Raw genomic sequence first — 23,287 nt, 5'->3', positions numbered from 1 at the left:
GCGCAATCCAAGGCGCGACCGATAAGATGGTCACTGAACTTACTGGCCACGTACTGGATTGTCCGCCGTCGATCTCTTGATTTTTTGCAATAACCGTATTCACGAGAATTCCAACCAAATATAAGGAAGACAATGACTGAAAACACCTTCTTCTTGAATCGTCTGAGCACTGAGCCCCATGCGCTCGTCTTCGGCGGTCAATCCACGCCCTGGGTCAGCTCCCTGGCTGACGAGTGCACCGACCCGACGCTCGCAGCGAAGCTCAAGGCGCACGCCGATGCTTCGGCCCGCCTGCTTTCGGCGGTCACCCCCGATCTGCTCGCCACGATGGGCGGCACGGTCGACCTCTTCGGCTTCAAGGCCAATCCGGCTCGTCTCGGCCACGCCGCCGACGCGGCCGCCAGCGTTCCCGGCATCGCCCTGGCGCAGCTGGGCGCGCTGATCGACGCCGAAGGCCTCGGCTATAGCGTAGCGAAAGCCAAGCCGGTCGCCGTCCTCGGCCATTCCCAAGGCATCATCGCCGAGCATATGGTCGACGCCATTGAGGCGGCAGGTTCCATCGACGAAGCCCGCGACGCCATCGACGAGATTCTCGCCATCGCGCGCCTGATCGGCGCCGCCGGCACCCGCCAGTCCCGTCTGCTCCCGGTCTCCACCAAGTTCGGCGAGGCCACCCCGATGCTCTCGGTGCGCGGCGCGAACAAGCGTCAGATCGAGGTGCTGGTCAGCCGGGTGGTCAAGCCCCGCGGCCCCATCGCCTTCGCCGTGACCAACGCCACCGACAACTATGTACTTTCCGGGCATCCCGAGGATCTGGCGGCGTTCGTCGTCGAGGTCGGCAAGGAGCACCGTCGTCAGGCCAAGCTGCGCGCGGACAAGGTGCGCGGCGGCGAGGTCTTTGACCCGATCTGCGAATATCTCGAGGTCACCGTTCCCTTCCATTCCCCGCTGATGGCCGAGGCCGTCGAGTCCACCGTCAAGTGGGCGCAGGCCTGCGGGCTGGACGCCGATCGTGCCCGCACGCTGGCCAGTGAAGTGCTGGTCAACCATGTCGATTGGGCCTCACGCACCGACGCGTTGCTCAAGAGCAACGATCCGACCAAGCTGTGGATCGTGGACATGGGCCCGGGCAACACCGTCGGCAAGCTCGTGGGCGCTCTGGTGCAAGGCACCGGCGTCGGCGTGGTCGAGGCCGACAGCGAAGAGGCCCGCGCCGCGCTTTCCACGATGGAAGAGGAACCGAACCGCACGCAGGATTGGCGCAAGTTCGCCCCGCGCGTCATCTCCACTCCCGCGGGCGACAAGATCCGCACCAAGTTCAGCGACCTGACCGGCAAGCCGCCGGTGCTGCTGGCAGGCATGACCCCGACCACCGTCAACGCGGACATCGTCGCGGCCGCCGCGAACGCCGGTTACTGGACGGAAATGGCCGGTGGCGGTCAGGTGACCCCGGCCGTTTTCGACCGTAACGTCGCCGCGCTCGATCGCCAGCTCGAAGAGGGTCGCACCATCGAGTTCAACGCGATGTTCATGGACCGCTACCTGTGGAACATGCAGTTCGGCCCCGCCGGCATCGTCGCCAAGAAGCGCGCTTCCGGGACCCCGATCGACGGCGTCGTGATTTCCGCCGGCATTCCCGAGCTCGACGAAGCCAAACAGCTTGTCGCCAATCTCAACGAGCAGGGCTTCCCCTACGTCGCCTTCAAGCCCGGCACCGTCGACCAGATTCGTCAGGTCGTGCGCATTGCCAAGGCCGTCGCCCCGGTCTGCGTCATCATGGAGGTCGAAGGCGGGGCCGCCGGCGGCCACCATTCCTGGGAATCCCTCGATGTGCTGCTGATGGACACCTACGCCGACGTGCGCGCCTGCTCCAACCTCGTGTTGGTCGCCGGCGGCGGCATCGGCACCCCCGACCGCGCGGCCGATTACATTTCCGGGCAATGGTCGCGTGCCTACGGCAAGCCCGACATGCCCGTCGATGGTGTGTTGATCGGCACCGCCGCGATGACGGCCAAGGAGGCCCACACCAACCCCGACGTCAAGCGCATGCTTGTGGAGACCCCGGGAATCTCGCCGAAACCCGACGACTCCGACCCGTTCGCACCTCTCGGCGAGAACTGGGTGGCCGCCGGACAGGTCGCGAAAGGCGGCGTCGCCAGCGGCCTGAGCCACCTGCACGCCGACATCTACGAGCTGGAGAACGCCTCCGCCCGCTGCGGCCGCCTGCTGGTTCGCGTGATGAAGCATCCCGAAGAGCTCGAAAGCCGTCGTGATGAGATCATCGAGGCTCTTTCCAAGACCTCGCGTCCCTACTTCGGCGATCTCGACAAGATGACCTACGTCCAGTGGGCGCAACGCTTCGCCGAACTTTCCTACCCCTGGGCCGACCCGACCTACGCCGACCGCTTCCTGCACCTGCTGCAGCGCGCCGAGGCCCGCGTCTGCGATCAGGAGAGCGGTGAGTTCGCCTCGCTGTTCACCTCCCGCGCCGATGTCGAGAACGACCCGCAAGCCGCCATCGAGCGTTTGCAGCAAGCCTATCCGCGCGCCGCCGAGGTCACCGTGACCCCGAGTGACGTGGCCTGGTTCCCGACCCTGATCCACGAGTACCACAAGCCGATGCCCTTCGTGCCGCAGATCGACAACGACCTGCTGCGTTGGTGGGGCCAGGACCAGCTTTGGCAGTCCGAGGATCCGCGCTATTCCGCCGATTCCGTACGTGCCATCCCCGGCCCGATTTCCGTGGCCGGCATCACCACCGTCGACGAGCCGATCGGCTCCATCCTCGGCCGTTTCGAGGCCGCCGCGCTCGAGCGAACCCGCGAGATCAACGGGGGAACCCAGCCGCAACAGGCGTTCGCGGAGCTCGATGCGGTCATCGACGCCGAAGACTTCATCCGCAAGTCGCCGAATATCTCCTGGGTCGGCCATCTGATGACGAATCCCGCCTTCGGCACGCCGAACGGCGACAAGTATTACGAAATTCGTCCGGTGGGCGACGAGGACGGCACCCAGATGTTCGACCTCGATATCCACCTCGACACCTTCTGGGACGATGATCCCGACGGCGGACTGAGCAAGCACGCCGTGCGCGACATCGTCATCCCGCTCAACGTACGTCCCACCGAATCCGGTCTCTTCCCGGTCGTCGACCGCGAGCGCCTCCCGAAGCACGTCTACGCGATGCTTGCCGACACCGCCGGCATCGGCAACACCGCCATCACCGGCGACAAGCTCACGGCGATGCCCGAAATCGAGGAGATGAGCGACAAGAAGGCCTTCCCCTATGGGCGGGCGCACTCCAGCTACACCTTCTCCGCCAACCTCGGCTACGACCACGAGGCCGCCACCGCCGGCAACATGCCCGGTTCCCTGAACGCCTCGCGCATCGCCCCGGACGCTCTGGTCGGCCCGGCCTGGCCCGCGATCTACACCGCGCTCGGCTCGGTCTACGTCCACGGCTACCCGGTCATCGAAGGCCTCTTAAACGCGGTCCACCTCGACCATCAGATGGAACTCGAGGTCCCCGAAGATGAGCTGCTGGGTCATGTCGGCGAGAAGATCGACCTGACCAGCTGGGCCGACGCCTACGCCGAGTCCGCATCCGGCCGCATCGTCACCATCCACGTCACCCATACCGCCATCAACGGCACTGTTTTGGCCCACGAGGTCGAACGTTTCGCCGTGCGTGGCCGTTCCTATTCCGACGATCTGCCGGTCGATGTGCCTGATTACGGCGACTATCTCACCTATCGCAAGGCTCACACCGGCGCAGGCACGCCGTTCGACGAGGCCGAAGAGAAGGGCCTGGATCAGGTCGCTTCCACCCCGCGTCGCATGCTGCGTCGCGTCACGTTGACCGCGCCGAGCGAGATGACCGCATTCGCGCGCACCTCCGGCGACTTCAACCCGATCCACACCTCGCGCCGCGGCGCCGCGGTTTCCGGTTTGAAGGCCCCGCTGGTGCATGGCATGTGGCTCTCCGCCGCCGCCCAGCACGTCGTGCAGGCCCGCGACGACAAGGGCGCGCACTACGAGATCGCCGGCTGGACCTACAACATGTACGGCATGGTGCAGCTCGGCGACAAGGTCGAGATCTCGGTCGAGCGTATCGGCAAGCTGCGTCACGGCGGCATGACACTGGAGGTCACCTGCCGCATCGACGGCAACATCGTCTCGCGCGGCACCGCCGCCGTCCGCGCCCGCCGTTCCGCCTACGTCTACCCGGGCCAGGGCATCCAGCAGCAGGGCATGGTCCTCGATGAACGTGCCAAGTCCGCCGCCGCGCGTGAGACCTGGGAGCGGGCCGACAAGCTCACCCGCGAAAAGCTCGGCTTCTCGATACTGGCCATCGTGCGCGACAACCCGAAGACGCTCACGGCCAACGGCGTGACCTACCATCACCCCGACGGCCTGCTGAATCTCACGCAGTTCACGCAGGTGGCGCTCGCCACCGTCGCCTACGCCCAGACCTCCCGCCTGCGCGAGGCCGGCAGCGACATCTGGCCCGCCTACTTCGCCGGCCACTCGCTGGGCGAGTACAACGCGCTGAGCTCCTTCGCCGGCATCATCCCCTTCGAGACGGTGCTCGAGCTGGTCTTCCAGCGCGGGTCGGCGATGAACAGCCTCATCGAACGCGACGAGCAGGGCCGTTCCAACTACCGTATGGCCGCGCTGCGCCCGAACCAGTTCGGCGTGGGCGACGACGGTGTGGACGACTATGTGAAGTCCGTCAGTGAGGCGAGCGGCGAGTTCCTGCAGATCGTCAACTACAATCTCTCGGGCCAGCAGTACGTCATCGCCGGAACCTTGAAGGGCCTCGAGGCGCTGAAGGCCGATTCCGCGCGTCGTGTCAAGGAATACGGCGGCAAACCTGCGCTTATGTATGTGCCCGGCATCGACGTGCCGTTCCACTCCATGCTGCTGCGCAAGGGCGTGCCCGACTTCCGCAACAAGCTCGACACCCTGCTTCCGGCGCATATCGACTACGACCGCCTGGTTGGCCGCTATATCCCGAACCTGGTGGCAGCGCCCTTCGAGATGACGAAGGAATTCGCGCGGAAGATCGTCGAGGTCGTACCGTCCACCCGCATCCAGGAAGCGCTTGACAACCCGGAGGTGTGGGACTCCTACGCCGCCGACGAACAGAAGCTCGGCCGTCTGCTCTTCACCGAGCTGCTGGCTTGGCAGTTCGCCTCCCCGGTGCGTTGGATCGAGACGCAGGCCATCATGTTCGGCGACCCGGCCCAAGGCGGTCTCGGCGTGGAGAACTACGTCGAAGTCGGGCTGGGCAACCAGCCGACGCTGGCCAACCTGGCTACCAAGACCCTGCGCCTGCCCGACTTCTCGGGCGCCGAGGTCTCGGTCTACAACCTCGGCCGCGACGAGCAGCGCGTGTATATGACGGATTCTGACAGCCTTGTCCCTGAAGAAGATAATGACGATGCTGATTTGTCTGCTGAAACTGCTGCTCCCGCCGCAGCCCAGCCAGCACCTGAGTCGTCTCCGGCTACCGTCGCTTCCGCTGCTGTTGCATCCGCACCAGTTGCCGCTGCTCCGGCTCCGGCCGCTGGTTCCGGCGAACGTCCCGCCGACCTGCCTTTCACCGCTTCCGACGGCATCGGCATGCTTCTGGCCTACGCGGCCAAGGTGCGTCCTGACCAGATCGGCGAAACCGACACCACCGACACCCTGACCAACGGTGTCTCCTCGCGCCGCAACCAGCTCTTAATGGACATCAGCTCCGAGCTGGGCGTGGCGAGTGTGGACGGCGCCGCCGAGGCATCGATCACCGATCTCTTCGCCTTGGTCAACAAGGTCGCCCCGCACTACAAGCCCTTCGGGCCGGTGCTCTCCGACATCGTGCGAGACCGCATCAAGAGCCTCTTCGGCGCCGCCGGCGTGAAGCTGGCGCAGGTCGAGAAGCGCGTCACCGACACCTGGCAGCTTGGCCAGGGTTGGGCCTATGCGGTACTCGCCACATTGGTGCTCGAGACCCGTGAGGGCTCCTCGTCACGTGGCGGCGATCTGGCCAGCCTCAGCACTGAGCAAGCGTCCAATGCCACTGCGGCCAACGCCCTGATCGACGCCGCCGTGCAGAAGGTGGCGGCCGATCACAATGTGACCGTCGCGTTGCCGAGCGCCGGTGGTGCCGGCGGCTCCGTGGTCGATTCCGCTGCCCTTGACGCGTTCGCGCAAAAGGTCACCGGTGCCGACGGCGTGCTCGCCAAGACCGCGCGCTTCGTGCTCGATGAGCTCGACATCAAGGCCCCCGCCGCCGATGCCGACGAGAATGATGACGCCGCCGTTCTCGATGCCGTCGAAGCCGAGCTCGGCAGCGACTGGCCCGAGCAGGTCGCCCCGCGCTTCGACGAGCGCAAGGCCCTGTTGCTCGATGACCGCTGGGCCACCGCGCGTGAGGACCTCGCCCGTCTCTATTACAACCACGATCAGAAAGTCTCCGCGCTGAGCTTCATCGGCGCAGGCCCTGAGGTCGCCGATCAGGCCACCTGGTTCGCTTCCAAGGCCGAAACCGATGGCAACAGCATTCTCGCCTCCACCTTCAACCGCATCGCGGTCGAGGCGCGCAGCGATGCCAAGAACGACCCGAAGGCGTCCCGCTTCGCCGGCGACGTCGCCGTGGTCACCGGCGTGGCCGCCAACTCCATCGCCGGCCAGGTCGTCGAAGGCCTGCTGGCGGGCGGCGCGACGGTTATCGCCACGTCCCACAGCTTCAGGCAGTCGGTGAAGGCCTGGGCCGAGCAGGTCTACCGCGAGCACGCGGTGGGCGACGCGAAGCTCTGGCTGGTTCCGGCCAACCTCTCGAGCTATCGTGACGTCGATGCGTTGGTGCGTTGGGTCGGCGGTGTCTCCAAGAAGACCACCGGCGCCACCACCACGATCCTGAAGCCGGCCTACGAGCCGAGCCTCTTCTTCCCGTTCGCGGCGCCCCCGGTACACGGCACCATGGCTGATTCCGGCCAGCTCTTCGAATCTCAGGCGCGCCTGATGCTCTGGGGCGTCGAGCGCGCAATCACCGGCTTCGCGGCCATCGGCGGCGACACCGATGTGCAGCACAAGCTCCACGTCGTGCTGCCCGGCTCCCCGAACCGCGGCGTCTTCGGCGGCGACGGCGCGTACGGCGAGGTCAAGTCCTCGTTCGACGCCATCGTCACCCGTGCCCGCGCCGAGAAGGACTGGTCCGGCCGCGTCACCTTCGCCCACCCGCTGATCGGCTGGGTGCGAGGCACCGGCCTGATGGGCGGCAACGACCCGCTGGTCGACGTGGTCGAGCGTCACGGCATCCGCACGTATTCCACCGCTGAAATCGCGCAGCAATTGCTCGACCTGGCGGACGGCGATGCGCGTCAAAAGGCCGTCGAAGCCCCGCTTGCCGCCGATTTGACCGGTGGATTGGGCAGCGAGCCCATCGACATCAAGGCGTTGCGCGCCGAGGCGGAAGCCGATCAGGCCAACTCCGCGGCGGCAAGCGCCGATGACGACACCGATACCGGCAACGCTGATCATAAGGACGGCAAGGCGACGCTCATCAAGGCGCTGCCCACCCCGGACCCGCCGCGTCAGGCCGAGGTCGATCTGGCGGACTGGCGCAATGTCACCGTCAAGCCGGAAGACCAGATCGTCATCGTCTCCATCGGCGAGCTGGGTCCGTGGGGTTCCGGCCGTACCCGCTTTGAGGCCGAGCTGGGCATCCACTCCGATGGCAGCGTCGATCTCTCCGCCGGAGCGGTGCTCGAGCTGGCTTGGAACATGGGCCTGGTCACTTGGCAGGACAGCCCGAAGGCCGGCTGGTACGACACCGACGGCAACCTCGTGCCCGAGGCGGACATCGCCGAGCGCTACCACGACGAGGTCGTGGCCCGTTCCGGCCTGCGTCCCTTCGACAACGGCATGGGCGGCGACTACAAGGACGACACGGCCAGCGGCGAGGTGGAGATTTACCTCGACCACGAGGTCACCTTCTCCGTGCCCGATGAGGAAGCCGCCCAGCAGTATGTCATCATGGACGCCGAGCACACCTCCATCGCCCGCGACGAGGAGTCCGGCGAATGGTCGGTGACCCGCAAGCCCGGCTCCCTGATCCGTGTGCCCAAGCGCTTCGCGATGAGCCGCACGGTCGGTGGCCAGTTCCCGAAGGGCTTCGACCCGGTGCGCTGGGGCATCCCGGCCTCCATGGTCGGCGAGGTCGACCAGATCGCCCTGTGGAACATCGTCACCACCGTCGACGCCTACCTCTCCGCCGGCTTCACGCCCTCGGAGGTCCTGCAGACGATTCATCCTTCGATGGTCGCCAGCACGCAGGGCACCGGTTTCGGCGGCATGGCCAGCATGCGCAAGCTCTATCTCGACCGCTTCCTCGGCCACGAGATCCCGACCGACATCCTGCAGGAGGCCCTGCCGAACGTCGTCGCCGCGCACGTCATGCAGTCCTACATCGGCGGTTACGGCAACATGATCCAGCCGGTCTCGGCCTGCGCCACCGCTGCGGTCTCGCTGGAGGAGGGCGTCGACAAGATCGCCCTGCACAAGGCGGACTTCGTGGTCACCGGCGCGATCGACGACATCGGCGTGGACTCCGTGATCGGCTTCGGCAACATGGGCGCCACGGCGGATGCGAACGTGATGTATGGCAAGGGCATCTCCGACCGCTTCTTCTCCCGTTCCAACGACCGTCGCCGCGACGGCTTCGTCGAGAGCGAGGGCGGCGGCACGATGCTCGTCACCCGTGGTGATATCGCGTGGAAGTTGGGCCTGCCGGTGGCGGCCGTGGTCGGCTACGTCCACAGCTTCGCCGACGGCGCGCACACCTCGATCCCGGCTCCGGGCCTTGGTGCCCTCGCCGCGGCTCAGGGTGGCAAGGACTCCCAGCTGGTCCGCCAGCTGGCACGTCTCGGCGTCGCTGCCGACGACATCGCGGTGGTCTCCAAGCACGACACCTCCACCAACGCCAACGATTCCAACGAATCCGAGCTGCACAACTCCATCCAGCACGCCATCGGCCGCAATGACGGCAACCCGTTGTTCGTCATCTCCCAGAAGAGCCTGACGGGTCACGCGATGGGCGGCGCCGCGATCTTCCAGATCGACGGGCTCACCCAGCTCTTCCGCTCCGGCGTCATTCCGGCCAACGCGGCTCTGGACTGCGTCGACCCGAAGATGCGCAAGGACGACCACATGGTCTGGCTGCGCAAGCCGCTCAACATCGGCTCCATCAAGGCCGGCCTGGTCACCTCGCTCGGTTTCGGACACGTCTCCGGCTTCGTCGCCCTCGTGCACCCCGGCGCTTTCGAGGCGGCCGTCGCCAACGAGTACGGCCAGGATGCGCTCGAGGCGTGGCGCAAGCGCGCCAACGAGCGTCTGGCCCGTGGCGAACGTCGCCGTCTGCTCGGCATGATGGGTGAGGCCCCGCTCTACGAGGAGATCGACAACCGCCGCTTCCACGAAGACAGCAAGGCCTACGATTCCCACGAGGTCGAGAAGGCGATGCTCTTGAACCCCGACGCCCGTCTCGGCGCCGACGGCTACTTCGAGTAATCGATAGAGAGACAAAGAAATTTCATTTCTTCGTTGAACGGTTGACATAAGACAGTCCGTCTCCGGTTTCTGTGCCGGTGACGGACTTCTTGCTTTTGGTCGGCTCTTGTGATCCGATAACGCGAATCTATTGGAATTGTTATGATTTGTGGCTGACATGGGATTATGTATTCTCGCAACGGTTGTATTATGCTCTCAGAATATTTTATTGAGATTTTTTACTGCAGAGAACGTTTTTCTTTAATCGGAAGTTACTGAAATATACCATTTTTCTTGGGTGTTTCTTGGGTGTGCATTATCTGTGATACACCTACTCTCACAAAGGTTGTGTGACAAATACCACATTGATGGTGTCTGTCGACGAGACGATATTTTTCATTTTGTCTGACGGCGAGGCGAACGCAGATTGACAAATGGGTCCATTTATTTCAAACGTTTCTAGTAATGCATTGTTATACTAATAATTAGTACTTATGGAATATGGGTGGTGCGTTGAACGGCTGAATCCGTCATCCATGCAAACGGCGGATGGTGAAGAACCGTGGGAAAGGAAGAGAAGCGATGAAGTCTTTGAACAAAGCGATAATCGGCATGCTCGCCGCTGCCGCGATGATTGCCGGATCGTTCGCCACGGCGGCGTCGGCCGATGAAACCGTCGAGCCGCAGGATGTTGCAAGCCAGACGGACTCTTCTGCTTCCTCTTCCGTCTCGTCTTCTCAGAAAGGCGTTGTTTCGCCGCAGCAGTCAACTGCTTCAGGCAAGTCAACATCTTCAGACACACACTCCGAGGCGGATGCCAAGGCGTCTCAGCCTGTTGCCGCACCACTTGCCGCGCAACAGCCCCAGGCGCAGGCCAACCCGGACCCCTCGATCAAGTTCCAGGCCGATTGGCGCAACCGCGAGAAGGGCAGCCCGGAGGTGCACTGGTATGTCCAGGAAATCGCCCCGAATCAGGACGTGCTGCATATCGGCCCGGGTGTGCTCGGCGATGCCAACAGCGGTTCGCCGATGCTGGTACTCCAGGTCAACCCGGATGCCAAACCACTGTACGAGAAGATCGTGCGCATCGTTTTCGACGATGCCCCCAACACGCATGTGGTGGCGACGAGCGGTAACGGTGCCTGCTCCGGCTTCCCGAACGTCACGCGCATCGATAATGTCGGTGATCTTGATTTCAGCCGTCTTCAGGGGCAGACCGGCAAACTCGATCTGTCTGGGTTCTTCGACGGCGATGACAGCCTGCCGAGCGTCGACCTGACCGGTTGGGGGAGCGGCCGTACCGCCCCGGGCGCCGGCCTTCCCGGTGTCAGCGCTTCCAGCAAATGGAAGACCGGTGTGTCTATCAAGATGAACGATATGTTCCATTACGACCCCAGTCTGACCACCATCGTCGGTCTGGACAATTGGGATATGTCGGCCGTGGTGGATACCAGCGCGATGTTCCGTACGCCGGGCTTCACCGACTATGAGCATTCCCCGTTGAGGGACATCGGCGATCTGTCGCGCTGGGATCTGGGCAATGTCACCGAGTCCGAATACATGTTCTACGGCGACAGCAACCTTACCGATATCGGCGATCTTTCCCATTGGAATCTTCGCGAAGACACGAGGGCGGAATTCATGTTCGCTTACACGGGCATCGTCTCTTTCGGCAACGTCTCGAATTGGGGCATGGGCAGCATGCGCAGTATGCCGGGGTTCTTCGAAGGAATGAGGAATCTGACCGAGCTGCCGGGCATCGGCAAGTGGGACGTCAGCAAAAACACGAGCTTCGATGCCTTCTTCAAGGACGATGCGTCGCTCACCTCGCTCGACCTGACCGGCTGGCATACCGATTCCGCGCGAGGTGCCATACACGCAATATTCCGCAACAATCACGCGCTGAAGGAAGTCAAGGGGCTGAAAGACCTGAACGTCTCCAACGTCATCAATATCGAGGAGGCTTTCTATGGTGCCGACAACCTTACCTCGCTCGACCTTTCCGGCTGGGACACCCGAAATGTCAGGTATTGGTCGTGGGCGTTTTCGCCGCATCTGAGCGAGCTCAAACTGGGGCCGGACACCAAGCTGGACGTCTCCTGCTTCAGCTATTCGGATCCTCTGGGCGGCGGTGCCACCGAGAAGTCCGGATACACGGGTCGCTGGACGAAAGGCGACAACACATGGACCAGCGATGCCGGCGATGACGATCAGTCGCTCGCGACGCTGACGCGTTCCGACGAGTTTGGCGGCGGCACCTACCGCTGGCAGGAATTCGCCGAGGTGAGATTCAGGAAGAACGCTCCGAAAGGAGCGAAGATCACCGGCAAGCCAATGACGATACGCAAGGTTGGTGCCTATGCCGAGAAGATCAAGATCACGGTTCCGCCTGTGATGTTCAGTGCCAAGGATTACACGTTCGTCGGGTGGAATACCGGCAAGGACGGCAAGCAGAAGCAGTATGCGCAGGGCGATGTCATCACCGGCTTCAAGCGTGGCCAGAGCGTCCGTCTCGCTGCGCGGTGGGAGAAGAAGCCTGCCCCGGTTGCGCCGGTTAAGCCTGTTGAGCCGGTTGAGCCGGTCCATCCCACCGTGCCCGTCGGACCGGCTTTGCTGCACTACACTTTGCGTTATGAGTCCCGTCCGCCTGCCGGATTGACGGCCACCGGGTCCGTGCCCGACGACGAATTCAGCATCGAGCTTGCTTCCGCAGGCAATTTCTTGCATTACAATCGGACGATCGCTCAGAACGGTTATGCGGTTGAAGGGTATACGTTCGTCGGATGGAATACCGAAGAGGACTTAAGCGGCGGGACCTATCCGGCGGGGAGCATCGTCAAGGTGGCTCCCGGTATCACGACGTACTATGCCGAGTGGCAGAAGGATTCCGCCCCGGTGCCGGCTCCGTCGCCTACGCCTACGCCGAGCCCGACTCCTGCCCCTGCTCCGAGCCCGAACCCGAGTCCGTCGCCGACTCCCGAGCCCATGCCGACGCCGAGCCCGGAACCCAGTCCTGCTCCGTCTCCGAGCCCGACGCCGACACCCGGTAAAGACGATGGCGGCCACGATGGCGGCACTGCCGATAACGGCAGTAACGACGACGACAGCGCCGACAATTCCACTCAGAATAATGGTATTGTGCCGCAGGCCGCTACCTTGCCCGCCCCCGCCGCCGTTTTGCCTGTGCCCGCACCGATGGCCCGCGTCGCCGGCAACGCCGGAAGAACTCCTGTCCCTGCCGGCTCCGACAACAACGCCACGGCGCCAGCGGCTCCGCAGCAGCGCCGGCGTCCCACCTGCGTTCCTGCAAATGTCTATAACAGGATGCAATCGGGCAAGCGCGGTACCCAGCCCGCCAATTGGCTCGAGTCCACGGATGCCCCGTACGCCCAAAACGCGGCATGGAGCCTCTCCGACTACAACGGCCTGCCGAAGTGCGCGATCGAAGCGTCGGCCCCGACCGCGGCCGTCGGCGTGCAGTTCAACTTCTGGTGGTTGTTGGTCTTCCTCGTTCCACTGTTCCTGCTGCTGCTTGCCTCCAGGAACAACGGCTACATCCTCGCCCGCCACCGTGATCTGGATTCCGTTACGATTTCGAGGTGAGCGTCATAAGGCCTGATTCGGTTCCCGCTGCTTCGTTCATGCCCCGTTTGCAACCGGTCAGGCCGTCATACTTGTTTCTTGTCGAAAGCCTGGGTGTTGGTCCTCGATATTGTGATATGTTACACAGTATGACCAATAAAGGTCCATCGGCCCTTGATGGTTCGAGGCTGATGGATGGTGAGAGCGAGCTAAGCAAAAGGGAGGAATCATGAAGTCGTTGAAAAAAATCGTGATTGGTTGCTTTGTCGCTATTGCTATGGTTGCTGCTCCGGTCGCGGTCAACGCGCAAACGGATTCCAACGTTGCTCAGTTCGATCAGATTTCCGCCACCGTGCCGAATAAGCCCGTCACTCCCACCCCCGAGCCTGGTAAGGTTCCCGTCACTCCTATCGAGGGAGACAATGCGGCTTGCGGTGATGCCTCGAACGCTGATGTCCAGCAGTGCGTCGCGACCCAGCCGCGTTCCGCTATTTCCGCGAGTGTTCCTCTGCATTTCGACTGGTCGGTGTTGGCGGCGTTCGCGGCACTCACTTTCGTGGTTCTGATCGTGGCCTACAATTACGAGTCCAGCAAGGCCCGGCACAACATGTACGCGCAACACTATGATGGTCGGTTCATCGTCAGGTAAGTCCCTCGGATAGGTCGGGGCAGCGGGTGTATCCGTTGTCGCGTCGCGGTCGGTGGCATGGCCACTGTTGCTGATGGTGTTCAGTTGTTTTCCATTTGATATTTGATGTGTTCTCGCAATCAGGCTGCGATAGCCTTTCACAAGACAGCCGCATAGCGCCGTCCTGTGGTCTTTAGCCGACGTATTCCCTTTCCTCTGGAATCGGCTTGAATCAGGTCTGCAAGGTTCGCGTAATCGGAACAATTGATGAAAGTGGCTCCTCGCACGGTGTCTTTTTCGGACAAGTCGAATGCTTTGACACCTAAAACGCGGCTGGTGATAGGCGAAACGTTCGTTTTCCGGCATTTTCCTGGCAGCGAATAAAGGCGGAAAAAGCCCTTTTAAGAGAATAATCATCATTTTCACGGCCGTTTTTGAGCCTTTTACCTGCCATTTCTGACCACTTGTACTAAAACCTATCGAGCAAAATGTGATACGTGTAACGTTTTTTAATGTAATAACAGTTTAATGGCGATTCGTGGGCGTGGCAGTGAAGAGCATACTCCGAACCGAAATGCATAGAGCGGTAAAAGGAAAGGGAGGAACAATGAGATCGTGGAATAAAGCGTTGATCGGTCTGCTTGTCGCCTCGGCAATGGCTCTCGGAACGGGTGCTGCGGCGTCGGCCGATCAAGTCAGCCCGAGCACTGCCGACGGGCAATCGAGTGTTCAGGAGGCCCAGAACGGGGATGCCGGCAGCGATGCGAGCAAACCCGCCGAGGCGAATGCCGATCTGAAGCAGCCGGCCAGCCCGGTGCAAGAGGCGGACAAGACCTTGTCAAAGGCGGGGGTAGGCGATTCCGCAACGCAGCAGAAGACCGTAGACAAGAGCGATCAGTCCCTGAAGATTTCGGCCGCTCCGGCCGCGCAGCCCAAACAGGCGCCTGCCGCGCAAAACGCCCAGCCGGCCCAGCAGCCGCAGGCGCAGAGCGACCCCTCGGTTATCGATGAGGGCGACTTCGGCGGCGATTCCAACGGCGATCATCAGGTTCACTGGAAGTTGAAACATGAGGGCGAGGAAATCGTTCTTCATTACGGTGCCGGCATTTATGATCTGGATAGCTATTTTGACCCTTATAGCTGTATGAAGCACGAGTGCTATGGACATTCGGATCTTCTCAATTACAAGAATTCTCTGACTCGTATCGTGTTCGATGATGCTCCGCATACGCAATTGGCGCAGACTTCAAGTCAGCACTATAGCTACATAGGTTATGCGTTCATGCCTGCCCTCCAGCATATTGACAATATAGGGAATGTGGATTTCTCCCTGCTTGCGACTTCGGAACCCGGAACGCTACGGATGTACTTTGTGAACGATCCGCAATTGAAGGATCTTGATTTGACCGGATGGGGGACGTCGCGCACTGCGCCAGGCATGGGACTGCCTGGCAACAACGCCGACAGCAAGTGGAAGACCAGCAAACAAATAGATGCGTATCGTATGTTCCAAGAAGATCCGGCATTAACTACCATTACGGGGCTCGATGACTGGGATACCTCGGCCATCAACGATATGAGTGGTATGTTTTGGACCAGAAATGTTGATTCGAATACTGCATCCTCATTGGAGAGCGTCGGCGACCTGTCGAACTGGGATGTGCATAATGTCAAAAGCTTTTCGCAGTTGTTTGACGATAACATGAAACTGACTACTGTCGGTAATTTGTCACGCTGGAAGGTCGGTAATTCTAACGATTTCAGTTGGATGTTTGAGAATACTGGAATATCTGATCTCGGGAATCTGTCCCAATGGGATATGGGCAACGCAACAAGTTTGTGGGCTATGTTCTCTGGAATGCCGGTGACTGCACTGCCGGGAATCAAGGATTGGGATGTTAGCAAGGTCGAGTCTTTTGGTGAAATGTTCGAGAACGATAAAAACCTAGAATCGCTCGATCTTTCGGCTTGGAACACTGCTTCGGCCAAGGCTATACAGGAAATGTTTGCGCTTGACTCCAGCCTGACCGATGTCGGTGATTTGTCTGGTTGGAACACTGCTTCGGTCATCAACATGCAACAGATGTTTGAGGGAGCTTCCAGTCTGACGCATATCGACGGCCTATCAAATTGGAAAACTGGCCAGGTCAAGTGGATGGATCATATGTTCGATGGAGTTTCCGGTCTGACCTCGCTTGATTTGACAGGTTGGGATACCTCCAAGGTCACCGATATGAGTTACATGTTCTGGTACGCAGGTGTGACCAAGGTACAGGGTATAGAAGGCTGGAAGACTTCGGCTTTGACGAATATGCGGTTTATGTTCAACGGTGCCTATGGCATCACTTCCTTGGATTTGTCGAACTTTGACACTCGTAATGTTACTGACGGCATGGGCTCTTTGCCGTACTATCTCTCCACCTTGAAGTTGGGGCCGGACGCGCATTTGCAGGCCTCGTTCTTCGATGCCACACCCCGTGAGGCCGGTGCGACTGAGGCCAGCGGCTATACCGGCCGTTGGACGAAGGATGATGGCTCTTGGACCAGCGAAGCCACTGATGATAGCGGAAGCTTTGCCACTCATACTCAGGAAGACGGTTTTGCCGGCACGTATGTCTGGCAGGTGTTCGGTAAAGTGGTCTTCTTGTCGAACGCGCCTGATGGAACCACCGCTGAAGGCACGACGGAGGATGTTCGTGTTGTCGGTCCTGATGCTACGAAGCTTCAGGCAGAGATTCCTGAATCCGGCTACACCGTCAACAACTACACGTTTGTCGGTTGGAATTCGATGCCGGATGGTTCTGGTGACGAATTCAAACCCGGCGATGGGCTTGTCGGTTTCACCGTTCCTGGTACGACATTCCATCTTTATGCACAATGGCAGAAGAAGTCCTCTGTGCCGACCACGCCTATCAAACCGGTGAGCCATGTGCGCTACGTGGTTCGTTACGACGCGAACGCCCCTGCCGGTGTGGTGCCCAGCGGCTCGATGCCTGACGAGAATCTCAACGTGGACGTGACCGATGGTCTCGATTACATGCACTATCAGCATTCTGTGAAGGCCAATGCCTACACAGTCTCCGGCTACAGGTTCGTCGGTTGGAACACCAAGTCCGACGGCACCGGTACCGCCTACAAGGCGAACGATCCGATATCGCTGGCGCCTGGTGTGACCACGCTGTATGCCCAGTGGAGCGACCATACTTCACCGAGTGAGGTCACGCGTCCGACGAAGGCCCGTTACGTCATCAAGTACGCGGCGAACGCGCCTGCAGGAACGAGCGCCGAGGGTGAGATGGCCAACGAGTCTTACACGCTCGAAAAGGGCAAGGACGGCGTCACCGATCCGACCGCGTTCAATTACAAGATCAAGGGCTCATCGTTCACGGTTTCTGGCTACAAGTTTGTCGGCTGGAATGTTCAGGCCGACGGCAAGGGCGCAAGCTATCAAAAGGATGACGTCTGCAACCTGACTCCTGGAATGTTCACCTTCTACGCGCAGTGGGAGAAGAAGGGCACGTCGGATGGTTCGAAGCCCAATCCGAGCCCGAGCCCGACGCCGATTCCAACGCCGAATCCTAACCCTAACCCGAATCCGGGCAATGGTGATGGCAGCGGCAATGGTGACAACAACGGCAACAACAATAACCACAATGCCAACAACAACCATGGCAATGCCGGTAACAATGGTAACGGCGGCAACAACAACGGCAACGGCAACAACGGTGGCGCTGCAGCACCTGCTCCGCTGGCTCCGCGTCCGTCCGTCGTCTACCGCTACATCCCGTACCGCGTCGCTGTTGGTGTGGCTCCGAACGCCGTGGCTCCGGTTCCGACGCCTGCGCCTGGTGGCCAGCAGGACACCACGGTGAAGGCCACGCCGAAGCAGAAGGCACGTCCGAAGTGCATGCCCGATGATGTGGCCAAGAGGCTGAACTCCAAGAAGAAGCATGCCAAGAAGGTCGCGTGGCTCGAGGCCGACGAGACTGCTTACGGCACGCCTGCCGCGTGGACCGATTCGGACTATGAAGGCCTGCCGAGGTGCTCCTTCGCCTCGCCGACAACCAAGTCCGTTGAAACCACCCAGAGCAAGGGCTTCAATTGGTGGTGGCTCCTGCTGCTGCTCTTGGTAGTGGTGGTCGCTGGATCGACCTACATCTACGAGAAGAACAAGCGCAACGGCCAAGAGAGCGCTCAGCACTTCAACGGTGCGACCGGAGAGGGGATTGAGCTCTGATTGGTGAAAAGGTGAAGGACCGTTTGCCTTCCTGATCCTGGAACCGATTCAAGGGTTGATTGAAGAGCGGCGGATGGTATCGATGATATCGTCTGCCGCTCTTTGCCGTTCGTTTTTAGTAAGGTAAGCCGGGCGCCCGCCAATCTCATATCGGGCGGGTAGCATAAAAGCGTGATTGAGGTAAAGAAAACCGACGATGGAGCAAAACCGTACGGTTCTGCCGTGCTCGGGTTAGGGCACGATGTCGTCGACGTCGCGGCGTTTGCCGAGCAGTTGGGGGAGCCGGGTTCGCGGGGCAAGCTGTTGTTTTCCGCGCGCGAGCTGCGGCAGGCGGCCGCACGCGCCAAAGCCAAGCACGACGACGAGGCGACGCATCTGGCCGCTAAATGGGCCGGCAAGGAAGCCGTGCTCAAGGCGTGGTGCGAGGCGCTGGGTGATCGGCCGAACCCGTACACGCTTGATGATTTTCCGTGGGGCTTGCTTGAGATTCTCGACGATTCGCGCTCGCGGCCGCATGTCGTCTTGGCTCCCGCGTGTGACGCAACGTTGCAGGAGTCGCTGGGGGCGAGGGATTCGTTACGTTGGCATGTGTCCCTCAGCCACGATGGGCCGGTGGCGTCGGCCGTTGTGCTGCTGGTAAGCGATGTCCGGGCGTAAATTGCCGAGCTCAAGGCGAAGGCCGTCTCGTTTCGGCGACCGGTGATTGATAGGGTTCTGAGGTTATTCAACAGTGGTTTCCTGCGAGAGCTGGTCGTCAAGCCAGTCGTCGGGATAATTGCCGAGATAGCCGTGACGTTGCCGCCCCGGCAGGGCAGAATTCCTGTCGAGGGCGGCATTTTTGCGATGTTCATTTTTCGATGTTTTGTATGGTATCGACGGCGATAGATTGTGTTAAAATATAGCTACCTACCGGTCGGTAACTAAGTGGTTATCCTGGAATTCAGGAATGGCCGGATTGGCGAAAACCGAATGAATATAGGTGTAGCGCGGGCTTCAGCGATGAGACCGGCCAGACATAGGGAAAGGTTGCATAATGACCAATCAAACAACACCAGTGACCAACGCGAAGGATCTCAGCGTAGAAGAACAGGCGGCGCTGACCAGCGGCACCAACCCGTGGAGCATCGGCTCGGTGCCCGAAAAGGGCCTGCCGAACTACACGATCACCGACGGCCCGCACGGACTGCGCAAGGCTCAGAACCTAGAAGGCATGGACGTCGACAAGGCCGTGCCCGCCACCTGCTTCCCGCCGGCCGCAGGCATGTCGTCAAGCTGGAACCCAGATCTGGTGCGCGAGACCGGCGAGGCCATGGGCGAGGAGTGCGTCCAGGAGCAGGTCGCCGTCATCCTCGGCCCCGGCATCAACATCAAGCGCAACCCTCTGGGCGGACGCTGCTTCGAGTTCTGGAGCGAGGACCCGTACCTGGCCGGCCACGAGGCCGTGGGCGAGGTCGAAGGCATCCAGTCCAAGGGCATCGGCACTTCGCTCAAGCACTTCGCGGCCAACAACCAGGAAACCGACCGCATGCGTGTGAGCGCCAATATGTCGCAGCGCACCCTGCGCGAGATCTACCTGCCCGGTTTCGAACACATCGTCAAAACCGCCCAGCCGTGGACGATCATGTGCTCCTACAACAAGATCAACGATGTCTATTCCTCGCAGAACAAGTGGCTGCTGACCGACCTGCTGCGCGGGGAGTGGGGCTTCAAGGGCATCGTCATGTCCGACTGGGGCGCCGTCCACGACCGTGCCGCGGCCCTGAACGCCGGCCTGAACCTCGAGATGCCGCCGACCAACACCGACGAGAAGATCGTGCACGCCGTCCGCGACGGTGAGATCAAGCCCGAGCAGTTGGAGAAGATGGCGCAAGGCATGATTGATCTGGTCTCGAAGACCCGTCCGGCGATGGAGAAGGGTCAGGCTGGCTATCGCTACGATGTCGACGCACATGATGATGTCGCCCGTCGCGCCGCCCGCGAGGCCATGGTTCTGCTGAAGAACGAGGACGATCTGCTGCCGGTTGCCCCCGGCACCAAGCTCGCCGTCATCGGTGAGTTCGCCCGTACCCCGCGCTATCAGGGCGCCGGTTCGTCGCTGATTAACCCGAACAAGCTCACCAGTTTCCTCGATGCCCTGAAGGATCGCGGCGTCGACGCGGCCTTCGCACCCGGCTTCACGCTCGATGACGACGCGCAGGACCCGGCGCTCACCGGCGAGGCGGTCGACACCGCCAAGGGCGCCGACACCGTGCTGCTCTTCCTCGGCCTGCCCGCCTCTTATGAATCCGAAGGCTTCGACCGCACCTCGCTCGATATTCCGGCCAAGCAGGTCGAGCTCTTAAAGGCCGTCGCCGCGGCGAACAAGAACGTTGTGGTCATCCTCTCCAACGGTTCCTCGGTCTCCATGCCGTGGGCCGACGACGCCAAGTCCATCCTTGAGGCGTGGCTGCTCGGCCAGGCCGGCGGTGCAGCCACCGCCGATATCGTCTTCGGCGACGCGAATCCGTCCGGCAAGCTCGCGCAGACCATCATCAACGATTTGGACGACGATCCGACCATGATGAACTGGCCGGGCGAGGAAGGCCACGTCGATTACGGCGAGGGCGTCTTTGTCGGCTATCGTTACTACGACACCTTCCACAAGCCGGTCGTGTACCCGTTCGGCTACGGTCTGAGCTATACCGCGTTCGAGGTCTCCGACGCCAAGGCGGAGAAGACCGGCCCGCAGTCCGCTCGCGTCACCGCGACCGTGAAGAACACCGGTTCCGTTGCAGGTGCCGAGGTCGTGCAGTTCTATGTCGCCCCGCCTGCCGAGGCCGTCGCGCGACCCGTCCACGAACTCAAGGGCTTCAGGAAGGTCTATCTTGAGCCTGGCGAGTCCGCTGAGGTCTCCATTGACTTGGATTCGCGCGCGTTCGCCTACTGGTCCGAGCGCTTCGCCGACTGGAAGGTCGAGGAGGGCACCTACGGCATCGAGGTCGCCACGTCCTCGCGTGACATCGCCGACACCGTCTTCGTCGATCTCGACGACGACGGCAAGACCGCCCAGCTCACGCAATGGTCCACGTTCAAGGAATGGAAGGACGATCCGATCGGCGGTCCTGTGGTCGACAAGGTCGTGGCCAAACTCGACCAGCAGTTCGGCCACAACATCATTCCCGACAGCCAGCTGATCGTGATGTTCCTCGACAGCTGCCCGGTCGGCGGCATGTCGATGCTGCTCGGTGCCGACGTGGCCGAGGCCCTCGCCAAGGAGCTCAAGGCCGAATATGAGAAGGTCTCCAAGTAACAAAATTCACCCTACCGGGCAATCGATGATTGCTGGATAGCATGAATGAATGTGCAGCACGGAAGCGTTGATACATCGTCATCAGCGCTTCCGTGCTTTTTCTTCCGTTTATTGAAAAAGGAGAATGGCTTAATTTCGGCATTTTCAAAATCAGGTTCCGGCATTGGCACAGCACGGAATGTCAATTGGCGTTGAATTCATCGTTTGGTGCTATCTGGATGGGTTGAAGAATATTGTCACTTCATCGATCACACGAGTCTATGAATGAACGTGTCGCCAATTCCATGCTTCGTGTATACTGAAAGTCGTTGTTTTGCGCGGCTTTGTGGTCGCAACGAACGGCACGCGGATGTAGCTCAATGGTAGAGCCTCAGTCTTCCAAACTGATTACGCGGGTTCGATTCCCGTCATCCGCTCCATTGCGGCGGTAAATGAATTTGCGAACTTATAGCGTTGTATAAGATATCGCCTCGCCGTCGTTTTCGGTGTCACGAACGATGTGATTGACGCTGGTAACGCCGGAAACCTTGATGGGGCAATGCACAGAAGGTTCATCAGATCAATGAGGCATGGCCATGACGAATGATTCGACAGATGCAGACCGCAAGTCCTCACAAGATACTGCGCAGAAGACGCCGGTTTCCAGCGTCGCCCAAAAGGCCGAGAAAACGCGAAAGCGCAACGAGGCCGTCGAGATCGTGGAAGGCAAGGTCGAGAAGATCAGCGTTTCCAAGCACCCCGAGGCTTCCATCCCACAGACCGACCTTTCCCTGGCCGACATCAAGCGCAGCCAGTTCCGCCCCATACGCTGGGTGGTCTACCTGGTCATTCTGCTGGTCGCGATTATCGGCCCCTACTGGTTCGGGCGTGTGCTCGCCGTGCGTCACACCACACAGATCGTCAAGCTCTTGAGCCCGTTTGCGCCGCAGGGTGTTGCGCTGGTCTCGTGGGCGGTGACCGTCTTCGCCCTCGCCACTTTCGCGCTTTCTTTCGTCGAGGCACATGCCTGGCTGTGGCGTATCCTGTTCCTGCTTCTGCTGGCTTTCGAACAGCTGATCGCGGGGGTCTCGCTTCTGAAATTCCAGTTCTGGTATTCCACCTACGTCATGTACGGTTCCTCATCCATGCTGCCGAACGCGGCGAACCTCGGCATCATCGCGGCGTTGATCGCGGCGGGTGTCTACGCGATCGTTTTCGTCGGCCTGCTTGTCTGCATCAGGAAGGATTCGCCGTTGAACGTGCTGACCCGTAGCTGGGCCTCGTTCCTGATGTACTTCGTCATCGAAGGCATCGCCCTCTTGATCGTTCTCTTCAGCGGTCTGCTCGCCGCCGTCTGACGCATATCGATTTCGATCATGCGATGAAAATCAGCATTTTCGTCCCAGATTCTTGATTTTCCTCGCAAGCCCAAATGAAGATGCGATGAAAATCAGGATTTATCGGTGTTTTTGCTGATTTTCCTCGCAGGTTCAATCGGTGGTGTGAGCATTCTCATGATTCGGAGGCTGATTCGCGCTGATTTTCATCGCATCGTTCCGGTTCGCGACAGCTCGACGGATAGTCAGATATCGGGGCGATGACCGTTGATGGAAACATGAATGTCTATTCATCCGTACCTGTTCCTATACTTGAAACTTGGCGTGTATTCGCCCGCGGATAGAGAGCGCTTCGGCATAATGCCGGCGGCACCGCGCAGCAACTATAAGGAGGATGCCGTGGCACTTACGGCTGAAGAAAAGCACGAGATCGTAACCAAGTATGCGACGCACGAAGGCGACACGGGATCTCCCGAGGTTCAGGTTGCGCTGCTGAGCAAGCGTATCTCCGATCTGACCGAGCACCTGAAGAGCCACCAGCACGACAACCACTCTCGTCGTGGCCTGCTGCTGATGGTCGGCGATCGTCGTCGTCTTCTCAACTATCTGAAGAAGGTCGACATCAACCGTTACCGCTCCTTGGTCGAGCGTCTTGGTCTTCGTCGATAGCTGTTGTATGCCCGGGCTCCGCGCTCGGGCTT

7 protein-coding genes, 1 tRNA gene and 3 pseudogenes are annotated in these 23,287 nt (G+C 60.8%); all 11 read left to right on the top strand.

Annotated elements, in window-relative coordinates; genetic code table 11:
* Window positions 1–132: 132 nt before the first annotated feature.
* Window positions 133–5,485: pseudogene (locus OZX75_RS08665) on the top strand (fatty acid synthase subunit beta domain-containing protein); the annotation flags it as partial.
* A gap of 140 nt (window positions 5,486–5,625) precedes the next feature.
* Window positions 5,626–6,387 (top strand): annotated as a pseudogene (locus tag OZX75_RS08660) (hypothetical protein); the annotation flags it as partial.
* 222 nt (window positions 6,388–6,609) lie between these two features.
* A pseudogene (locus OZX75_RS08655) lies at window positions 6,610–9,555 on the top strand (beta-ketoacyl synthase N-terminal-like domain-containing protein); the annotation flags it as partial.
* Between the two features lie 561 nt (window positions 9,556–10,116).
* Window positions 10,117–13,137 (top strand): BspA family leucine-rich repeat surface protein, encoded by a 3,021-nt coding sequence (locus tag OZX75_RS05520; protein ID WP_277145668.1) that lies wholly within the window; start codon window positions 10,117–10,119, stop codon window positions 13,135–13,137.
* Between the two features lie 208 nt (window positions 13,138–13,345).
* The gene (locus tag OZX75_RS05515) at window positions 13,346–13,765 is read left to right on the top strand and encodes a hypothetical protein (protein ID WP_277145667.1); all 420 of its coding nucleotides are present in this window, start codon (window positions 13,346–13,348) and stop codon (window positions 13,763–13,765) included.
* 586 nt (window positions 13,766–14,351) lie between these two features.
* Complete coding sequence (locus tag OZX75_RS05510; protein WP_277145666.1) at window positions 14,352–17,981, top strand: BspA family leucine-rich repeat surface protein; 3,630 nt, start codon at window positions 14,352–14,354, stop codon at window positions 17,979–17,981.
* Window positions 17,982–18,203: 222 nt separating this feature from the next.
* Window positions 18,204–18,638, top strand: a complete 435-nt coding sequence (locus tag OZX75_RS05505) for a holo-ACP synthase (protein WP_277147451.1) — start codon at window positions 18,204–18,206, stop codon at window positions 18,636–18,638.
* A gap of 376 nt (window positions 18,639–19,014) precedes the next feature.
* Complete coding sequence (locus tag OZX75_RS05500) at window positions 19,015–21,270, top strand: exo-alpha-(1->6)-L-arabinopyranosidase (protein ID WP_277145665.1); 2,256 nt, start codon at window positions 19,015–19,017, stop codon at window positions 21,268–21,270.
* A gap of 345 nt (window positions 21,271–21,615) precedes the next feature.
* Window positions 21,616–21,689: transfer RNA gene (locus tag OZX75_RS05495), tRNA-Gly, on the top strand.
* A gap of 156 nt (window positions 21,690–21,845) precedes the next feature.
* A complete protein-coding gene (locus OZX75_RS05490; RefSeq protein WP_277145664.1) occupies window positions 21,846–22,607 on the top strand; it encodes a hypothetical protein in 762 nt (253 codons plus the stop codon).
* Window positions 22,608–22,985: 378 nt separating this feature from the next.
* Window positions 22,986–23,255, top strand: coding sequence for a 30S ribosomal protein S15 (gene rpsO / locus OZX75_RS05485; protein ID WP_277145663.1), 270 nt, complete (start codon window positions 22,986–22,988; stop codon window positions 23,253–23,255).
* Window positions 23,256–23,287 lie beyond the last annotated feature (32 nt).

Source organism: Bifidobacterium sp. ESL0800, assembly GCF_029395355.1.
Classification (GTDB): Bacteria; Actinomycetota; Actinomycetes; order Actinomycetales; family Bifidobacteriaceae; genus Bifidobacterium.
Note: the sequence above shows the minus strand (reverse complement) of the source record. Positions and strands in the feature narration are given on the sequence as shown.